The sequence below is a fragment of the Sphingomonas insulae genome, assembly GCF_010450875.1.
In the GTDB taxonomy this organism is placed as follows: domain Bacteria; phylum Pseudomonadota; class Alphaproteobacteria; order Sphingomonadales; family Sphingomonadaceae; genus Sphingomonas; species Sphingomonas insulae.
The window spans coordinates 3,275,439-3,292,310 of the sequence record NZ_CP048422.1; the positions used below are offsets into that span (position 1 = coordinate 3,275,439).

The 16,872-nt window shown below is 66.6% G+C and carries 20 protein-coding genes and 1 tRNA gene; 7 read left to right on the forward strand and 14 right to left on the reverse strand.

Features of this window, described 5'->3' with window-relative positions; genetic code table 11:
• Window positions 1–84: 84 nt before the first annotated feature.
• Complete coding sequence (locus tag GTH33_RS17180; RefSeq protein ID WP_163959452.1) at window positions 85–966, forward strand: exonuclease domain-containing protein; 882 nt, start codon at window positions 85–87, stop codon at window positions 964–966.
• On the opposite strand, the gene GTH33_RS17185 is transcribed toward GTH33_RS17180, so the two are convergent.
• Together GTH33_RS17185 and GTH33_RS17190 are read right to left on the reverse strand one after the other, a co-directional pair.
• Complete coding sequence (locus GTH33_RS17185) at window positions 933–1,580, reverse strand: glutathione S-transferase (RefSeq protein WP_163959453.1); 648 nt, start codon at window positions 1,578–1,580, stop codon at window positions 933–935. The genes GTH33_RS17180 and GTH33_RS17185 overlap by 34 nt on opposite strands.
• 75 nt (window positions 1,581–1,655) lie before the next feature.
• Entirely contained in the window at window positions 1,656–2,297 is a 642-nt protein-coding gene (locus tag GTH33_RS17190; RefSeq protein WP_163959454.1) for a DUF2490 domain-containing protein, read from the reverse strand.
• Between the two features lie 192 nt (window positions 2,298–2,489).
• Between GTH33_RS17190 and GTH33_RS17195 the strand changes: the two genes are divergently transcribed.
• The 4 genes from GTH33_RS17195 (at window position 2,490) to purQ (ending at window position 5,116) form a co-directional block, all read left to right on the forward strand.
• Window positions 2,490–3,326 (forward strand): hypothetical protein, encoded by an 837-nt coding sequence (locus GTH33_RS17195; RefSeq protein ID WP_163959455.1) that lies wholly within the window; start codon window positions 2,490–2,492, stop codon window positions 3,324–3,326.
• Window positions 3,327–3,434: 108 nt separating this feature from the next.
• Window positions 3,435–4,214 carry a phosphoribosylaminoimidazolesuccinocarboxamide synthase gene (gene purC / locus GTH33_RS17200; protein WP_163959456.1) on the forward strand — a complete coding sequence of 260 codons (780 nt, stop codon included), beginning with the start codon at window positions 3,435–3,437 and terminating at the stop codon, window positions 4,212–4,214.
• A gap of 1 nt (window position 4,215) precedes the next feature.
• The gene (gene purS, locus GTH33_RS17205) at window positions 4,216–4,446 is read left to right on the forward strand and encodes a phosphoribosylformylglycinamidine synthase subunit PurS (RefSeq protein WP_163959457.1); all 231 of its coding nucleotides are present in this window, start codon (window positions 4,216–4,218) and stop codon (window positions 4,444–4,446) included.
• 1 nt (window position 4,447) lies between these two features.
• Window positions 4,448–5,116 carry a phosphoribosylformylglycinamidine synthase subunit PurQ gene (purQ, locus tag GTH33_RS17210; protein ID WP_163959458.1) on the forward strand — a complete coding sequence of 223 codons (669 nt, stop codon included), beginning with the start codon at window positions 4,448–4,450 and terminating at the stop codon, window positions 5,114–5,116.
• A gap of 383 nt (window positions 5,117–5,499) precedes the next feature.
• Here the strand turns inward: purQ and GTH33_RS17215 are convergent, their stop codons facing one another.
• Window positions 5,500–6,240 carry a queuosine precursor transporter gene (locus GTH33_RS17215; RefSeq protein WP_163959459.1) on the reverse strand — a complete coding sequence of 247 codons (741 nt, stop codon included), beginning with the start codon at window positions 6,238–6,240 and terminating at the stop codon, window positions 5,500–5,502.
• A gap of 59 nt (window positions 6,241–6,299) precedes the next feature.
• On the opposite strand from GTH33_RS17215, the gene GTH33_RS17220 reads away from it, so the two are divergent.
• Window positions 6,300–6,376, forward strand: a tRNA-Arg gene (locus GTH33_RS17220).
• Window positions 6,377–6,463: 87 nt separating this feature from the next.
• On the opposite strand, the gene GTH33_RS17225 is transcribed toward GTH33_RS17220, so the two are convergent.
• From GTH33_RS17225 to GTH33_RS17255, 7 genes are all read right to left on the reverse strand, one after another.
• Window positions 6,464–8,011 carry an alpha-N-arabinofuranosidase gene (locus GTH33_RS17225; RefSeq protein WP_163959460.1) on the reverse strand — a complete coding sequence of 516 codons (1,548 nt, stop codon included), beginning with the start codon at window positions 8,009–8,011 and terminating at the stop codon, window positions 6,464–6,466.
• A 182-nt stretch (window positions 8,012–8,193) separates the two neighbouring features.
• Window positions 8,194–9,750: a glutamine-hydrolyzing GMP synthase gene (guaA, locus tag GTH33_RS17230; RefSeq protein WP_163959461.1), complete on the reverse strand. Its 1,557-nt coding sequence runs from the start codon at window positions 9,748–9,750 to the stop codon at window positions 8,194–8,196.
• Between the two features lie 239 nt (window positions 9,751–9,989).
• Window positions 9,990–10,412, reverse strand: a complete 423-nt coding sequence (gene rplQ / locus GTH33_RS17235) for a 50S ribosomal protein L17 (protein WP_163959462.1) — start codon at window positions 10,410–10,412, stop codon at window positions 9,990–9,992.
• Window positions 10,413–10,663: 251 nt separating this feature from the next.
• On the reverse strand, window positions 10,664–11,731 hold the full coding sequence (locus GTH33_RS17240; protein ID WP_163959463.1) for a DNA-directed RNA polymerase subunit alpha: 1,068 nt from the start codon (window positions 11,729–11,731) through the stop codon (window positions 10,664–10,666).
• Between the two features lie 84 nt (window positions 11,732–11,815).
• Window positions 11,816–12,205: a 30S ribosomal protein S11 gene (rpsK, locus tag GTH33_RS17245; protein WP_163959464.1), complete on the reverse strand. Its 390-nt coding sequence runs from the start codon at window positions 12,203–12,205 to the stop codon at window positions 11,816–11,818.
• A 105-nt stretch (window positions 12,206–12,310) separates the two neighbouring features.
• Window positions 12,311–12,679 (reverse strand): 30S ribosomal protein S13, encoded by a 369-nt coding sequence (gene rpsM / locus GTH33_RS17250; protein WP_037534131.1) that lies wholly within the window; start codon window positions 12,677–12,679, stop codon window positions 12,311–12,313.
• 182 nt (window positions 12,680–12,861) lie between these two features.
• Entirely contained in the window at window positions 12,862–13,116 is a 255-nt protein-coding gene (locus tag GTH33_RS17255) for a hypothetical protein (protein ID WP_163959465.1), read from the reverse strand.
• Window positions 13,117–13,244: 128 nt separating this feature from the next.
• Between GTH33_RS17255 and GTH33_RS17955 the strand changes: the two genes are divergently transcribed.
• Complete coding sequence (locus GTH33_RS17955) at window positions 13,245–13,391, forward strand: hypothetical protein (protein WP_166753071.1); 147 nt, start codon at window positions 13,245–13,247, stop codon at window positions 13,389–13,391.
• Between the two features lie 25 nt (window positions 13,392–13,416).
• On the opposite strand, the gene GTH33_RS17260 is transcribed toward GTH33_RS17955, so the two are convergent.
• The 4 genes from GTH33_RS17260 to GTH33_RS17275 form a co-directional block, all read right to left on the reverse strand.
• On the reverse strand, window positions 13,417–13,617 hold the full coding sequence (locus tag GTH33_RS17260) for a hypothetical protein (RefSeq protein ID WP_163959466.1): 201 nt from the start codon (window positions 13,615–13,617) through the stop codon (window positions 13,417–13,419).
• Between the two features lie 153 nt (window positions 13,618–13,770).
• The gene (locus tag GTH33_RS17265) at window positions 13,771–15,108 is read right to left on the reverse strand and encodes a sensor histidine kinase (RefSeq protein WP_163959467.1); all 1,338 of its coding nucleotides are present in this window, start codon (window positions 15,106–15,108) and stop codon (window positions 13,771–13,773) included.
• 55 nt (window positions 15,109–15,163) lie between these two features.
• Window positions 15,164–15,859 carry a winged helix-turn-helix domain-containing protein gene (locus GTH33_RS17270; protein WP_163959468.1) on the reverse strand — a complete coding sequence of 232 codons (696 nt, stop codon included), beginning with the start codon at window positions 15,857–15,859 and terminating at the stop codon, window positions 15,164–15,166.
• A gap of 344 nt (window positions 15,860–16,203) precedes the next feature.
• A complete protein-coding gene (locus tag GTH33_RS17275) occupies window positions 16,204–16,848 on the reverse strand; it encodes an adenylate kinase (protein ID WP_163959469.1) in 645 nt (214 codons plus the stop codon).
• Between the last annotated feature and the right edge of the window lie 24 nt (window positions 16,849–16,872).

Below are 16,872 nucleotides of genomic sequence, written 5' to 3' on the forward strand. Positions count from 1 at the left end.
CGGCGGCGTCGGGGTCGCCGGGCCACACCGTCAGGCCCGGCGACCCGTTTGGACAATCGCCGGCCATACCGGTATGGGCCCGCTATGTTCCGGTCCGAACCGCCGCAGTACGCCGACGATACCCGCGATGCCGATACGATCCCCGACTTCGTCGTGATCGATGTCGAAACCGCCTGTTCACGGGTCAGCAGCATCTGCCAGATCGGCATCGTCGGCTTTCGCGATGGTCGGATCGCGTTCGAATATGAAAGCCTGATCGATCCGCGCGATCGTTTCAGCAGCTTCAACACCCGCATCCACGGCATCGCCGCAGAGCATGTCATCGGCCAGCCCTCATTCGCCGACGTCCACGCCGTCGTCGACCGCCATCTCGCCGGACGTCTCACCGTCGCCCATTCCTATTTCGACAAGGGCGCGCTGGCCGCCGCCTGCCGCGTGCACGATCGGGCGGCGATCGACACGACCTGGCTTGACAGCGTGCGGGTGGCAAAGCGGGCGTGGCCCGAATTGCCGAGCCACAAGCTCAACGTCGTGTCCCGCCATCTCGGCATCCCGCTGAGGCACCACGATGCCCTCAGCGACGCCCGGGCCGCGGGCATGATCGTCGTCCGGGCGATCGAACACACCGGCATCACCCTGGCGGAATGGTCGGCGCCGCCGCCGTCGCGGCAACGCGCGCCCGCCCCGCCGCCCGCGGGCGGCGGACCGTTGCAAGGACAGCGGATCGCGATCCTCGGCCAGCCCCGCGACGGCCCCCTCGCGCACCGGATCGCGGCCGCCGGCGGCCGCGTCATGTCGGGCGTGGGCAGCACGACCACGATCCTCGTCGTCGTCGGTGACGAACCGTTCGGCTACGTCCGCTACGATGCCGGGTTCCGCAAGGCGGAGGAGCTTCGCCGCGCGGGCCTCGCCATCAGGATCGTGTCCGACCGTCAGTTCGTCGACGAACTCGCCGCCGCCGGCTGACCGGCGGCGCCATCCGCCGGCGACCAGGGCGCGACCCGCTGCATGATGCCGGCGAACAGGTCGGATGCCAGGTGCTGCGCCAGCCAGCGCTGCAAATGCGGCAGCGGTTGCGCGTCGAACCACGATCGGTCGACCGCCGCGAACTGCCGGACGAACGGCATGATCGCCGCATCCGCCAGCCCACGCGTCGCCCCGCAAAGCTGGCCGGCGGCGGCGAGTCGATCGTCCAGGATGCGCAGGAAGCCCAGCCCCTCGCCGCGGTGACGCTCCGGTTCGGCGTCATGCCGCTCGGGATATTTGTAGCGGTCGAGGTGATGCTTGAACATGCCGTCGTTGCGGGCGACCAGCGCCGGATCGTCGCGGGCCAGCCACCCCTCCGGGTCCCGCGCGTCCAGCGCCCAGCGCATGATCTCCAGGCTTTCGTCGATCACCGATCCGTCCGCCATCTGCAGGACCGGCACGGTGCCCTTGGGGGATGCCGCCATCATCGCCGCCGGCTTGTCCGACAGCCTGACCTCACGCAGCTGATGCTCCACCCCGCCGACCGCCAGCGCCAGCCGCGCGCGCATCGCATAGGGACACCGACGAAAGCTGTAGAGGACCGGGCCGACCATCGCCGGCCTATGCCGCGCCTGCCGGCCGCACGATAGTCCCGCCGATGACGGCCGCGCTGCTCGAAAACGCGCGGGTCAATCGTGCAGATGCGGGAACAGCATGCCCTTGATGTTGATCGTCAGTTGCAGGTTCAGCGCATGGTCCATCTGCGCCCGCGCGCCCGTCCGCCCCGGACGGAATTGGTTGAGATAGCCGATATCCGCCATCATCCGCGGTCCGACCGGCAGCATCAGCCCGACGATGTTGCGCATCCGCTCATAGCCGCTGCGCTGTCCCCAGCGTGTCGAATTGGGCAGGAAAAAGCTTTCGTGGCTGACGAACAGCGCCGTCTTCCCCCTCCCCAGCCGGTGATTGTAGCGGACCAGCGGCCGGATGCGAAAGCCGACCTCGTCGCCGCGGGGGTTGAAGCGCTCGTCCACCCGGAACCGCGTCGTCACCGGCCCGAACGTGCCGACCATTTGCTGGCGGAACCGGTCCTCGTCCGCGCCGGTGTTGCCGTTGTGCGCACCGACCTTGCGATACCCGAAGCCCAGCTCGATCCCCCTGGCCGCCTTCACGCCCAGCAACGCACCGAATTCGGTCTGGTACAGCCCGTCCTGCCGATCGCTGAACCGCGCGATCTGCTCCAGCGTTACCCGCACGTCGTCGGTCAACGGCACATTGGTGTTGATCTGCGTCCACAGCTGCGCGTCTTCCTGCTGCGCGCGTGCCGGCATGGACCAACAGGCAAAACCCAAACCGTACAGACGCACGGCATTGGAAAGAACGGAATAAAGGTTAGCACGGCCGAACACGCGCATCAGGTACGCCGCGACAATCCAAATGTCACCGCCGATCGCTCGAAATACACGCCTTGACTGCATATCCTACTCGATCGATAGTGTATGAACACTTCGGGAGGGAACAGCATGCGCACGTTCGTCACCTCGGTCGGCATCGCAACCCTGACGCTGGCCGGGTGCAGCAAGGCCCCCGAAGAGGCCGATCCCGGCCCGACACTTGGCAACGCCAGCACCGCCGGCCTCGCCTTCACCTACGCTTACAATCTGACGCTCCCCGCCCGCGCGATCGACGAATTACAGGAAGCGCACGCCGCCGCTTGCGAGGCGCTGGGTCCTCAGCGCTGCCGGATCACCGGCATCACCTACGATGTCGACCGCGCAGGGGATGTCTCTGCCAGCCTGTCCGCCAACGTCGCCGCGCCGCTCGCCCGTCGCTTCGGCCGCGATGCGGTGACCGCAGCCGAACGCGCCGGCGCGACGCTGACCGGCGCGCATATCGGCGGGACGGAGGCCGCGCTGGAGGAAAGCGCCGCCGCCGGTCAGTCGGTCGATGCGCAGACCGACCTCGCCCGGATCGATCGCGAACTCGCCCGGTCGGACCTGCCCGCGGCGGAACGAACCGAGCTTCAGGCGCAGCGTGCCGGCCGCCTCGCCGACCAGCGCACCGCCGCCGCCGCGCGATCGGGCGCGCGGGACAGCATCGTCACCGCCCCGGTCAGCTTCAACTATGCCACCGGACGCGGCTCGGGCTTCGCCAACCAGTTGCGCGATTCGGGCGACACCGCGCTCAATTCCGCTGCCGCCACGTTCGGCGCTGCGATCTGGCTGGTCGCCGCACTCGGCCCGCCCTTCCTTGCGCTGCTGGTGGTCATCCTGCTCTGGATCTACTTCGCTCGTCCGCTGTGGCGGCGCCTGCTCGCGATCACTGCACGCGGCGATGGCACACCCTACGACCCCGCATGATCCACACCGATTGCACCCCCGCCCCCCTTCCCTTATAGCCCCGGCCATTCCGGCCCCGGCCCGCGATCGCTCGCGCCGCCGGGGCTGCTCTTTTCAGGGGAACCGCGCATGGCTCGCCGCCGGCAGATCTACGAAGGCAAGGCCAAGATCCTGTACGAGGGTCCCGAACCCGGCACGCTGATCCAGTATTTCAAGGACGACGCCACCGCGTTCAACGCCCAGAAAAAGGGTACGATCAACGGCAAGGGCGTGCTCAACAACCGGATTTCCGAGCACATCTTCACGCTGCTCGACGCCATCGGCGTGCCGACCCACTTCATCCGCCGCCTCAACATGCGCGAACAGCTGATCCGCCAGGTCGAGATCGTGCCGATCGAGGTCGTGGTGCGCAACGTCGCCGCCGGCTCGCTGTCGAAGCGGCTCGGGATCGAAGAGGGCGTGAAGCTGCCCCGCACGATCATCGAATATTATTACAAGGACGATGCGCTCGGCGATCCGATGATCTCCGACGAACATATCGCCGCGTTCGGCTGGGCGAGCCAGGAGGAGATGCACGACATCGCCGACCTCGCGATCCGCGTGAACGACTTCCTCACCGGGCTGTTCGCCGGCGTCGGCATCAAGCTGGTCGACTTCAAGCTGGAATTCGGCCGCATCTGGGACAACGACTACGGCCGCATCATCCTGGCGGACGAGATCAGCCCCGACGGCTGCCGCCTGTGGGACATGGATACCAACGAAAAGATGGACAAGGACCGCTTCCGCCGCGACCTGGGCGGCGAGGCGGAGGCCTATCAGGAGGTCGCGCGCCGCCTCGGCCTGATGCCGGAGGGCGAGGATAGCGCCGTGCTCGACCTCGACAGCCACCGCAAGCGCCGGGGGAAGTAGGATGAAGCTGCGTATCTTCGTGACCCTCAAGCCCGGCGTGCTCGACCCGCAGGGGCGCGCCATCCATCACGCGCTGGGATCGCTCGGTTTCGCGGGCGTCGACGACGTCCGCGCCGGCAAGGTGTTCGAACTGGAAGTGGCCGATACGACCACCGACGATGCGATCGATGGCATGTGCCGCCAGCTGCTGGCCAACACCGTGATCGAGAATTATCGCGTGGAGCGGATCTGACATGAACACCGCGGTCATCGTCTTCCCCGGCTCCAATTGCGACCGCGACCTCGCCGTCGCGCTCGAAGCGGTGACCGGCGTCGCGCCGACCATGGTCTGGCACGGCGACACCGAGCTGCCCGACGGCATCGGCCTCGTCGCCGTGCCCGGCGGTTTCTCCTATGGCGATTACCTGCGCTCGGGCGCGATCGCGGCGCGGTCGCCGATCATGCAGGCGGTCGTCGAACGGGCGGGCAAGGGCCTTCCCGTCCTCGGCGTCTGCAACGGTTTCCAGGTGCTGACCGAAGCCGGCCTGCTGCCGGGTGCGCTGATGCGCAATGCCGGTCTCAATTTCGTCTGCCGCGACGTCGCGCTGACGATCGACAACGCCGCCTCGGCCTTTACCGCCCGATATGCCGCGGGTGAGACCATCCGCGTGCCGGTCGCCCACCACGACGGAAACTACTTCGCCGACGACGCCACCCTCGACCGCCTCGAAGGCGAAGGCCGCGTCGCCTTCCGCTATGGCGAGCAGGTCAACGGCTCGGCCCGCAACATCGCCGGTATCCTCAATGCCGGCGGCAACGTGCTCGGTATGATGCCCCATCCCGAACGCAAGATCGAGGTCGCCCACGGCGGCACCGACGGCCGCCGCCTGTTCGAAGGCGTGCTGGAAACGATTGCCGCCTGATAAATCCCTCTCCCATCGGGAGAGGGAGGGAGCCGCGCAGCGGCGGAAGGGTAAGGGCAACCGGGACGCCCCTCCTTCGCCCCCGCCGCGCAGCAGTCATCAACTCCTTGGGGATGCCGGACGGGACGACGAATCGGGCGCCGGCGCGCCGCTTCGCCGTCCCGCGCCCGCCGTGTTGGACGCCCCCGACCGCAAGCCGCTGATCCGAAAGCCGGATCACGAGCCGCTGCCCTACACCCATGCGCCGCCTTACGCCGTCGCCCGCGGCAATCCCTGCCGGCACGCGCCTTCTCAGCATCCGATCATCGCCAAAACGGAAACGATAACCTCCGTAAGTTTCCGTACGAGTGCCCCACTTGTTTATGTTGTTCAGCTTTGCAGGCTCAGACCCGCGTGGCGAACGGGGTAAAATCGGTCTCCCGATCGAACACGTCGACGCCCTCCGCCCGCTTCAGCGCGGCCACGACGACATAGGTGACCGGGGTCAGCACAACCTCCCACGCCACCTTGAGCGCCCATTGCGTCAGCATCACCGTCACGACCAGGGCCGGGGTGAAGCCCGCCGCACCCAGGAAGGCGAGCGGATAGAAGATCAGGCTGTCCACCCCCTCGCCCAGCACCGTCGATCCGATGGTCCGCGCCCACAGGTGCCTGCCCTCGCTCCACAATTTCATCCGTGCCATGACGTAGGAATTGACGAACTCGCCCGCCCAGAACGCGCACACGCTCGCCAGCACGATCCGCGGCACCTGCCCGAAGATGGTCGCATAGGCCGCCTGGTTGGTCCACGTCGGCGCCGGCGGCAGCGCGACGACGACATAAGCCATGAACGCCATGAACACCACCGCGGCGGTCCCCGCCCAGATCACCCGCCGCGCGCGGGCGTAGCCATAGACTTCGGTCAGCACGTCGCCGATGACGTAGCTGATCGGAAAGAACAGGATGCCCGCCCCAAAGGGCCATGGCCCGATGCCCGGCAGCACGATCTGCGCGACCTTGCCCGCCCCGATCACGTTCGACAGCAGCAGGATCGCGACGAACGCCGCCATGACGAAATCGTAATAGCGGAACGACTGCCCGCCCATCGCGCCGGCATCCACCGCGCGCCCGTCACCATTGCTCATGGATCGTGTATATGGCGGTTCCAGTCCGGCGCAAACCACGCTAACCGGCACTCACGCGCGCGCCCGTAGTTCAACTGGATAGAGCACGAGCCTTCTAAGCTTGGAGTTGCAGGTTCGAATCCTGCCGGGCGCGCCAGTCCCCTGTGTCAGGGCCACGAACGGGCCAGCCGCCGCCAGCGGGCGACGGCTGATCGTCGGCATTGCCGCGCCCCTTGCCGCCGGATCAGAGGATATCCAGCATCACCACCGACTTTGGTGGCAACGTCACCCGCAGCGTCCCTCCCGCCAGCGCCGCGCCGGTGAAGGCGACGGGCACCACCGCGTTCGGCGTGTCGAACGTGTTGTGCGCATCCATCGCTGCGGCGGTCAGGATACGGCCGCCGACCGCCCCACCAGTGACGCCCTCCAGCTTTACCGAGACGGTCGCGGGCTGGTTTGGATCGACGTTGGTCAACCCCATGTGGACGACGCCATCGGTGCCGCGCACCGCGCTGGCGCTGACCGCCTTCAACACCCACTGATTCTTGGCATACCAGCGCGACTGTACCTCGACGGGCAGCACGATGCCGTCCTGATAATCCTTGTACAGGTCGAACACCCAATAGGTCGGCGTCCTGACCATGCGGTTGCCGTCGGTCAGCAGCATCGCCTGCAATACGTTGACCATCTGGGCGACGTTGGCGCCGCGCAGGCGATCGGTGTGGCGGGCGAAGATGTCGAAGTTCAGGCTGGCCACCAGCGCGTCGCGCAGTGAGTTCTGCTGGTACAGGAAGCCAGGATGGCTGCCCGGTTCCTGATCGTACCAGGTCCCCCATTCGTCGACCAGCAACGCCACGCGCTTGCCGGGATCGTATTTGTCCATGATCGCGGCGTGCCGGGCGATCAGCTCTTCCATCTTGGTCGTCTTGACCAGCGTCCGCGCCCACTGGTCCTCGTCGAACCCGGTCGCGGCCCCCTTGTGCTTCCAGTCATAGGGAATGGTGTAATAATGCACGCCGATACCCTCGAACGCCCGCGCCGCCTCGCGCATCATCACGTCCGTCCAGGTATAATCCTCGGAATTGGCGCCGCTGGCGATCTTCATCACCTTCTGGCCCTCCGGCATCTTGATGAAGGTGCTGTAGCGACGGGTGACGTCCGCAGCATATTCGGGCCGCATGTTGCCGCCGCAGCCCCACAGTTCGTTGCCGATGCCGAACATCGGCAAGGCCCAGGGCGTCTTGCGACCGTTGGCGGCACGTTCCCGCGCCAAGCTCGACCCACTCGGGGAGGTCATGTACTCGACCCATTCCGCCATCTCGCTCGGCGTGCCGTTGCCGACGTTGCCCGAAACATAGGGTTCGGCGCCCAGCATCTCGGAATAGTTCATGAACTCGTGGGTGCCGACCGCATTGTCCTCGGTCACGCCGCCCCAGTTGGTGTTGATCTTGACCTTGCGCTTCGACGGGGCGCCAATGCCCTCGCGCCAGTGATATTCGTCGGCGAAGCATCCACCCGGCCAGCGCACGACGGGAACCCGGATCGCCTTCAACGCCTCCAGCACGTCGCGGCGATAGCCGTCGACGTTGGGAATGCGGCTGCCCTTGCCGACCCAGATGCCGCCATAGATGCCGGTGCCGAGATGTTCGGCGAACTGACCGAAAATACGCTTGTCGAATTTGGGGGCGGGCCGGTCGCCATGCACGGTGACCGTCTCGGCCGGGGCGCTCGCATCCTGCGCCACCGCAGGCGCGGCAAGGATCAGGGCCAGCGCGGTCAGCCACGTCTTCATCGCTTCGTCTCCGTTCCACGGCGCACGGCGAGCGTGCGCGATCGTTCGTGGGGAGTTGCGATCCGGCCCGCCGGGCGTTCCCCCGACGTCCCGGTATGGTTGCCCCACCCCCCTCACCACCGTCTTGTCAGACAACAGGAGGGTTAGGTCAAGACCGCTGGATCAATCCCGCGACGACGCGGTCATTCCCACTCGATCGTGCCGGGCGGCTTCGACGTATAGTCGTATACGACGCGGTTGACGCCCTTCACCTCGTTGACGATCCGGGTGGCGACGCGCGGCAGGAAGTCGCTCGGGAAATCGAACACCTCCGCGGTCATGCCGTCGGTCGAGGTGACGGCGCGCAAGGCGAGGACGTGGTCGTAGGTGCGGCCGTCGCCCATCACGCCGACGGTGCGGACCGGCAGCAGCACCGCGAAGGCCTGCCAGATCGCATCGTAGAGGCCGGCGTTGCGGATTTCCTCTAGATACACCGCATCCGCCTTGCGCAGGATATCGCACCGTTCCTTCGTCACCTCGCCGGGGATGCGGATGGCCAGACCGGGCCCGGGGAACGGGTGGCGGCCGACGAACACGTCGGGCAGCCCCAACTCGCGACCCAGCGCGCGGACCTCGTCCTTGAACAGTTCGCGCAGCGGCTCGACCAGCTTCATGTTCATGCGTTCGGGCAGGCCGCCCACATTGTGGTGGCTCTTGATCGTCACCGACGGGCCACCGGTGAAGCTGACGCTTTCGATGACGTCGGGATAGAGCGTCCCCTGCGCCAGGAATTCCGCACCGCCGATCTTCTTCGCCTCCGCCTCGAACACGTCGATGAAGGTCTTGCCGATGAACTTGCGCTTGGCCTCGGGATCGGTGACGCCGGCAAGGCCGTTCATGAACAGCGTCTGTGCCTGCACATGGACGAGCGGGATGTTGTAATGGCCGCGGAACAGGCCGACGACCTGCTCGGCCTCCCCAGCGCGCAGGATGCCGCCATCTACGAAGACGCAGGCCAGCTGATCGCCGATCGCCTCGTGGATCAGCAGCGCCGCCACGGACGAATCCACGCCGCCCGACAGGCCGCAGATGACCTTGCCCTTGCCGACCTGCGCGCGGATCTCGGCGATCTTCGCCTCGCGAAACTCAGCCATCGTCCAGTCACCGGCGAGGCCGCAGACGTGGCGGGCGAAGTTGGCGATCAGTTTGCCGCCGTCGGGGGTGTGGACGACCTCCGGGTGGAACTGGACGCCGTAGAAGCGGCGTGCCTCGTCGGCGACGATGGCAAACGGTGCACCTTCCGACGTGGCGACGGGTACGAAGCCGGGCGGCAGCGCGTCGACCTTGTCGCCGTGGCTCATCCACACCTGGTGCCGCTCGCCCTCCGCCCACAGGCCGTGGAACAGGCCACAGTCGGACTTCACGTCGACGAACGCCTTGCCGAATTCGCCGCCATCGCCCGAGATGACGACGTTACCGCCGAGCTGCGCGCTCATGAGCTGCTGGCCGTAGCAGATGCCGAGGATCGGGATTCCCGCCTCGAAGAAGCGCTGCGGCGCGCGGGGTGACGTCGCCAGCGTCACCGAGGCCGGGCCGCCCGACAGGATGATGCCGGCAGGCTGCATCCGGTCGAACGCCTCTTCGGCGGACTGGAAGGGGGCGATCTCGCTATAGACCCCCGCCTCGCGGACGCGGCGCGCGATGAGCTGCGTCACCTGGCTGCCGAAATCGACGATGAGGATGCTGTCGGTGTGCTGCATGGGCGCAGGCCTTAGCGGCCATGTCCGCGCAGGCCAAGCCCGGCCGGCGGCGCGAAGCACCCGTTCCCCGACGCGGCTGTGCCGCGGCGGGTCTCTCATGTGAATCGCACGAAAAAGGCCGCACCAGCGATGGTGCGGCCTCTTTCTGTGTCAGCGACCCGGCAAAGCCGTGTCGGCGGACGTCAACGTAGCGACGCCGGCCCGATTAGGCCTGAGCCTCGATCCAGCTTCGCTGGCTCTTATGCCGCCTCGTCGAAATCCTCGTCCGTCTGGACCGGGCCCGAATCCTGACCCTTGGCCGAAACGTCGCGGTCGACGAATTCGATGATCGCCATCGGCGAGGCGTCCGACGCACGGATGCCAGCCTTGATGACGCGGGTGTAGCCGCCGTTACGGTCGGCATAGCGCGACGCGAGGACGTCGAACAGCTTCACCAGCTGCGCATCGTCGAGCAGGCGCGCATGCGCCAGACGACGGTTGGACAGGCCACCCTTCTTCGCCAGCGTGATGAGCTTTTCGACGTAGGGACGCAGTTCCTTCGCCTTGGCGAGGGTCGTGGTGATCTGCTCATGCTTGATGAGCGCGGCCGACATGTTGCGGAACAGGGCCGTACGATGGGCCGAGGTACGCTGCAGCTTACGACCGCCAACGCGATGACGCATGAGTAATTCCTTCGTTCGTTAAGGGGCCGTTTGACGGAAACCCCAGACCAGGCGGTGCGATAACGGGCCACCGCCCTCAACCCGTCGATAGTCACGAAAGTCGCACTTGTGAGGGTGCGGCTTCGGGGGCCGCGTGACCGGTGCGGCGAAGCCGCACCGGTCACGTCGAACGGGTCAGGGTCTTCGTCGCCTCCCCGCCCGTCGGCCGGGCTTTCGCCGTCTCGCGGATAGCGTGGCTATCCGCGTGCGGCTTAGCCCATGATCTCCTGCTCAAGCTTCTTCGCCATCTCTTCGATGTTCTCAGGCGGCCAGCCCGGGATTTCCATGCCGAGACGCAGGCCCATGGACGAGAGGACTTCCTTGATCTCGTTCAACGACTTGCGGCCGAAGTTCGGGGTCCGGAGCATCTCGGCCTCGGTCTTGCCGACCAGGTCACCGATGTAGATGATGTTGTCGTTCTTGAGGCAGTTCGCCGAACGCACCGACAGTTCGAGCTCGTCGACCTTCTTGAGAAGGTAACGATTGATCTGCTGGGTATCGCCCGCCGTCTCGCCGCCAGCCGCCGGGGCAGCTGCCTGACCGATCGGAGCGGACGAACGCGTGATCGCCGAATCGTCGAAGTGCACAAACAGTGCGAGCTGGTCCTGGAGGATGCGGCCGGCATAGGCTACCGCGTCTTCCGGGGTCACCGTGCCGTCGGTCTCGATCGTCAGCGTCAGCTTGTCGTAATCCAGGTCCTGACCGACGCGGGTCGGGTCGACCTTGTAGGATACCTGACGTACCGGCGAGTAGAGCGCATCGACCGGAATCAGACCGATCGGCGCATCGGCCGGACGGTTGGCGGTCGCGGGAACGTAGCCCTTACCGATGTCGGCGGTCAGCTCCATGTTGAGCGTCGCGCCTTCGTCGAGGTGGCACAGCACCAGCTCGGGGTTCATCACCTCGATGTCGCCCGACACGGCGATATCGCCGGCCTTCACTTCGCCAGGACCGGTCGCCGAGAGCTGGAGGCGCTTCGGCCCCTCGCCCTGCATGCGGATCGCGATCTGCTTGACGTTCAGGACGATGTCCGTGACATCCTCGCGAACGCCGGCGAGCGACGAGAATTCATGCAGCACGTTCTCGATCTTGATCGAGGTGACGGCAGCACCCTGCAGCGACGAGAGCAGCACGCGGCGCAGCGCGTTGCCGAGCGTCAGACCAAAACCACGCTCCAGCGGCTCGGCCACGAAGGTAGCCTTGCGCTTGCCATCGCCGCCCTTCTTCTCAAGGCCGTTGGGCTTCTTCAGTTCCTGCCAGTTCTTTGCATTGACAGACACAGGTGTCCCCTAATTTGGGCCGGAACAGGGGGCAGCTCCAGCCGGGAGAAAGACGCGCCGACTCGTCAGCCGGCACGTGAAAGATCAGACGCGACGACGCTTCGACGGACGCACGCCATTGTGCGGGATCGAGGTGACGTCACGGATCGAGGTGATCTGGAAACCGACCGCCTGCAGCGCGCGCAGCGCCGATTCGCGACCCGAACCCGGACCCTTCACTTCGACTTCGATGGTGCGGACGCCGTGCTCGGCGGCCTTCTTGCCGGCGTCTTCCGCGGCCACCTGAGCGGCGTACGGGGTCGACTTTCGGCTACCCTTGAACCCCATCGCACCGGCGGACGACCACGAAATGGCATTGCCCTGCGCGTCGGTGATGGTGATCATGGTGTTGTTGAAGCTGGCGTTCACATGCGCGACGCCAGAGGTGATGTTCTTGCGTTCGCGACGGCGAATACGCTGCGGTTCACGTGCCATTGACTGAAATTCCTGACTCTAGGTCGTGGTACGGAGAACGGGAGGCGGTCAGCCTCGACCCTGTCTCCGACGGAGAAGACGGAAAGACGATCCTCCAGATCGTCCTTACTTCTTCTTCCCTGCGATCGGCTTCGCCTTGCCCTTGCGGGTGCGCGCATTGGTATGCGTGCGCTGGCCGCGGACCGGCAGGCCCTTGCGATGACGCAGGCCGCGATAGCAGGCCAGATCCATCAGGCGCTTGATGTTCATCGCGGTTTCGCGACGCAGATCGCCCTCGACCGTGTGGTCGGCGTCGATCGTCTCACGGATCTGCAGGACTTCCTGGTCGGTCAGGTCCTGAACGCGACGCTCGGGAGCGATGTTCAGCTTGGCCGTGATTTCCTTCGACTTGGTCAGACCAATGCCGTGGATGTAGGTCAGCGCGATCACCACGCGCTTGTTGGTCGGGATATTGACACCCGCGATACGTGCCATGAAATGTTTCTCCTAGCTCCACGGGGTTCGGCATGGCCGCACGACCCCCATCTCGTCGCATCTTCCGAGCAATACCGCCGCCCCTGTTTGCAACTACGCAAAACGCGGCGAGCGCAAACGAGCGCCGCCGGAGCAACCGGTATTTCGGAGGGAAAGGCAGGTAGGCGCGCGCAAACGCCGTGTCAAGCGACCGGTTCCGTGCCCCGGCCCTCACGCCGTCGTTTCGCCAGCGCCAGCCACCAGCGTCGCACGGCGATACCGGTCCACAGCAATTCCACCCAGCCGAACGGCCATGCCCCCTGCAGGAAGCCATATGTGGAACTGAGCAGGCACCCGAAGGCGAATCCGAGCGTCCACCATGGCGATCGCTCCTCCATCAGATAGCAGAGCAGCATGAACAGGATGGCGAAGAGGCCGAACAGGCTGAGCGGGTCCATGGTCATCCTGTTCGGGCCGCGCGTGCGGCGATGCAAGCGTTACGGCGCCTTGGCCACCCGCCTGCCGCAGCCTTAACCATTTGGCAGCGCTCTTCGACCATGACGGATTCGCAGTCTGAGGAACGAACGTGGCACTGTCGCAGCACGCCTATAGCCGGATCGCCAAGAAGGTGCAGATCCCATCGCCATCCGCCGGCACGCCCTGGTCGCCGCCCGCGCTGAGCGACCTGGTCGCCAGGATCGACGCGGCGCTGGGCACCCGGCGCGCATCGTAAGCGCCGCGCCGCGCCGCACCGCCCGCTACACCAGCGGGAACGGTGCCCGTGCGGTGAACGCCATCAACAGCAGCATACCCGACAAGCCGGCGGACAGGCCGCACAGGACATAGCCGACATATTGCAGCATCGGCGGATTCGGCCGCTTCAGCCTGGCGTTGCGGGATGCCCCCTGCAACACGAAGCTCATCAGCATGCCGTAGGTGAACACGATCGCCCCAAGCATAACGCTCCTTCTTGCCGAACCCGGCGCAAAGCCCCTCACATGGAAAGCGGCCCCCCGGCCGCATCCGTCCGACACACTATCGGACGCCGGCTAGCAAGCGGTTAACCCTGCCTCGGCGCGGAACCGGGGCGGAAATACGACGAAGTCGCGGCGTCAGGCCGGCAGCACGATCCGCGCGATCAGTCCCGGCGCATTGTCCGCCAGTTCGAAGCGACCGTTGTGCAGCCGCGCCACCGCCTCGATCAGCGCCATGCCCAGCCCTGCCCCCGGCGTGGTCCGCGCGGCATCGAGGCGGCCGAACCGCTTGAGCGCCTGTGCCCGGTCCCCCTCCGCGATGCCGATGCCGCGATCCTCGACCTGGATCGCGATCTCGTGCGGCGAGGCGACCAGACGGAGGGTCAATCGCCCGCCGTTCGACGCGTGCTTCAGCGCATTGTCGATCAGGTTGGTAATCGCCTGGCTGAGCAATTCGCGGTGCAGCAGCATCGCCGGTGCCGACGCGTCGATGGCGACGGTGAAGACGAAGCCGGCCTCTTCGGCGACGGGTTCGTAGAGCTCGGCGATCTCCTCGACCAGTTCGGCAGGCTCGACCAGGATGAAGCGGTCGCGCGACACCGATTCGGAGCGGCTGATCTCGATCAACATCGTCAGCATCCGCATGACGAGGTCGGTTTCCGCGAGCAGCCCGCCCAATGCCGCTTCGCGCGTGGCGGGATCGGCGATCAGCACCGCCTGTTCGGTCTTCGTCCGCAGCCGGGTCAGCGGCGAGCGCAGGTCATGCGCCAGGCTGTCGGTGACGAGGCGCAGTTCGACCATCAGCCGTTCGAGCTTGCCGAGCATCAGGTTGAGCTGGTTGGCGAGACGGTCGAACGCATCGCGGCGCGCCGGCGCAACCGGGACGCGGCGCGACAGGTCGCCCTCCCCCGCCGCCTCGATCACCGCCGCGATGCGGTTGAGGCGGATGCCGACGTAGCGGGCGAGCACGAGGCCCGCGCCGATACCGAGCACCAGCGACAGCAGCACTGCCACCACCAGCGCGCCCTCGATCGCGCGCCGTTCCGCCTCGACCAGATCGAGCCGGCGGCCGGTGAGCAGCCAATAATGCCCGATCGGTCGCAGGGTGTAGCCGATGTCGCCGGTCGCACGATGCGAATCGAGATCGGCGATGCGGAACAGGCTGGGGGTCAGCGGCAGGTCCAGGCCGCCCGGGATCGTGCCGGCGATCCGCGCGCCGTGACGATCCAGCACCGCGATCAGGAGCGAGGTGTCACCCGCCGCGCGGGCATGGCCGATCGCCTCGACCACCGCCGGCAGGCCGCCGACGTGGAAGATCGACCGCATCGCATCGGATTGCTCGATCGTCTCGCGCCGCACGGTGCCGATGACCACCGCGTCGGTCCGCTTCCACACGAAGCCGACCAGCACCAGGTTCGACACGAGCGCCAACCCGATCGACAGCAGGGCGATGCGGGCGGTGACGGACAGGCGCATGGCCTGCCTTAGCCGCTTCACTGGCGAACGCGAATCGGGATCGACCCGCCCAGGGTCACGCTGGATCCGCCGCGAGCCGGTATCCGGCACCGCGCACGGTATGGAGGATCGGCGAGGGGAAGCCGTCCTCCAGCTTGCGCCGCAACCGGCCGATATGAACGTCGACGACGTTGCTGCCCGGATCGAAATGATAGTTCCAGATCTTCTCCAGCATCATCGTGCGGGTGACGACCTGTCCAGCGTGGCGCGCGAGAAATTCCAGCAGGTTGAATTCGCGCGCGCCGAGCGGGATGCTGCGGCCCGCACGGGTAACGTGGCGGGCGAGCAGGTCGATTTCCAGATCGCCGACCGCCAGCCGGGTCTTGGTCGGCTCGGTTGCGGCGCGATCGGAACGGCGCACGAGCGCCTCGATCCGGGCGGACAGTTCGGCGAACGAAAAGGGCTTGCACAGATAGTCGTCGGCGCCTGCCTTCAGCCCGTCGACGCGGTCGTCGACCGCCGCGAGCGCGGACAGGACCAGAACCGGCGTCGCGATGCCCGCGGCCCGGATCGCGCTGACCATCGACAGGCCATCGAGGCCCGGCAGCATGCGATCGGCGATGACGAGGTCGAAGATCCCTTCGCTGGCAAGGAACAGGCCGTCGCGGCCGTCGCGCGCCGATTCGACGGAATAACCGGCTTCGGACAAGCCCTTGGCGAGGTAGGCGGCGGTCGAGCTGTCATCCTCGACGATCAGGATCTTGCGGCTCACGGATGCTTCCTCACGCCATTCCTCTACAGGAAAGGCCGGCGGAAAGCATCCCTTCCGCCGGCCCCTACGGCACCCCCGGGAGTGTCGGGTACCGATCTCGTCAAAGCTGCCGGCCGCCTTAGCGACCGTGATCCGCTTCTACGCGGGGGGACCTAGCGGGGCGATGACCCGGACATGACAAATACGTCATGGTGATTGTCTGTTATCACCGCGCCAGCGTCATGATTGCCGGCACGGGCGGGTTCCGATGGATGGCGATGGATGCATTGCGGTCGCGCGGACATGCGCCGCGAGCATCGTGCCGGCGTAGTGACCGCCGGCACAGACTCAGGCCGGCGATGCGGTCACCCGTCGAGGATGCCGGCGATCGCCTGCGACACGTGATCGATGTCGGCCATGCCGTTCACGCGCTCGACCAATCCGCGCGCCTGATAGATCGGCAAGATCGGTGCGGTCTTGGCCCGATATTCGGTCATCCGCGTGTGGACCGTCTCCGCATTGTCGTCCGGCCGGCGCTTGAACTCGGTCGAGCCGCAGACGTCGCAGACGCCGGCGACCTTGGGCAGCTTGAAACGATCGTGATAGCCCTCGCCGCATTTGGCGCAGGTATAGCGACCCTCGACCCGCTCGATCAGCGCGGCTTCGTCGACCTCGAGCTCGATGACGTGGTCGAGCGTCAGGCCGCGCTCCTCGAGCAAGGCATCGAGCGCCTCGGCCTGTGCGGCGGTGCGCGGATAGCCGTCGAAGATCGCACCGCCGGCGATGCCCTGGTCCAGCCGCTCGCCGATCAGCGCAGACACGATAGCGTCCGAGACCAACTCGCCGGCCTCCATGACCGCCTTTGCCTGCAGGCCGACGGGCGAGCCCGCCTTGACCGCCGCGCGCAACATGTCCCCGGTGGACAGCTGTACCATCCCGCGTTCGGCCATCAGCCGCTGCGCCTGGGTGCCTTTGCCGGCCCCCGGTGGCCCGAGAAGGATGATGTTCACAGCCGCACTCCCCTGTTCCCGCAC

Excerpts from the sequence above, each read along its gene's own strand:
- GTH33_RS17180 (WP_163959452.1), top strand. The coding sequence starts at position 85 with ATGTTCCGGTCCGAACCGCCGCAGTACGCCGACGATACCCGCGATGCC.
- GTH33_RS17185 (WP_163959453.1), bottom strand. The coding sequence starts at position 1,580 with ATGGTCGGCCCGGTCCTCTACAGCTTTCGTCGGTGTCCCTATGCGATG.
- GTH33_RS17190 (WP_163959454.1), bottom strand. The coding sequence starts at position 2,297 with ATGCCGGCACGCGCGCAGCAGGAAGACGCGCAGCTGTGGACGCAGATC.
- GTH33_RS17195 (WP_163959455.1), top strand. The coding sequence starts at position 2,490 with ATGCGCACGTTCGTCACCTCGGTCGGCATCGCAACCCTGACGCTGGCC.
- purC (WP_163959456.1), top strand. The coding sequence starts at position 3,435 with ATGGCTCGCCGCCGGCAGATCTACGAAGGCAAGGCCAAGATCCTGTAC.
- purS (WP_163959457.1), top strand. The coding sequence starts at position 4,216 with ATGAAGCTGCGTATCTTCGTGACCCTCAAGCCCGGCGTGCTCGACCCG.
- purQ (WP_163959458.1), top strand. The coding sequence starts at position 4,448 with ATGAACACCGCGGTCATCGTCTTCCCCGGCTCCAATTGCGACCGCGAC.
- GTH33_RS17215 (WP_163959459.1), bottom strand. The coding sequence starts at position 6,240 with ATGAGCAATGGTGACGGGCGCGCGGTGGATGCCGGCGCGATGGGCGGG.
- GTH33_RS17225 (WP_163959460.1), bottom strand. The coding sequence starts at position 8,011 with ATGAAGACGTGGCTGACCGCGCTGGCCCTGATCCTTGCCGCGCCTGCG.
- guaA (WP_163959461.1), bottom strand. The coding sequence starts at position 9,750 with ATGCAGCACACCGACAGCATCCTCATCGTCGATTTCGGCAGCCAGGTG.
- rplQ (WP_163959462.1), bottom strand. The coding sequence starts at position 10,412 with ATGCGTCATCGCGTTGGCGGTCGTAAGCTGCAGCGTACCTCGGCCCAT.
- rpsK (WP_163959464.1), bottom strand. The coding sequence starts at position 12,205 with ATGGCACGTGAACCGCAGCGTATTCGCCGTCGCGAACGCAAGAACATC.
- rpsM (WP_037534131.1), bottom strand. The coding sequence starts at position 12,679 with ATGGCACGTATCGCGGGTGTCAATATCCCGACCAACAAGCGCGTGGTG.
- GTH33_RS17255 (WP_163959465.1), bottom strand. The coding sequence starts at position 13,116 with ATGGACCCGCTCAGCCTGTTCGGCCTCTTCGCCATCCTGTTCATGCTG.
- GTH33_RS17260 (WP_163959466.1), bottom strand. The coding sequence starts at position 13,617 with ATGCTTGGGGCGATCGTGTTCACCTACGGCATGCTGATGAGCTTCGTG.
- GTH33_RS17265 (WP_163959467.1), bottom strand. The coding sequence starts at position 15,108 with ATGCGCCTGTCCGTCACCGCCCGCATCGCCCTGCTGTCGATCGGGTTG.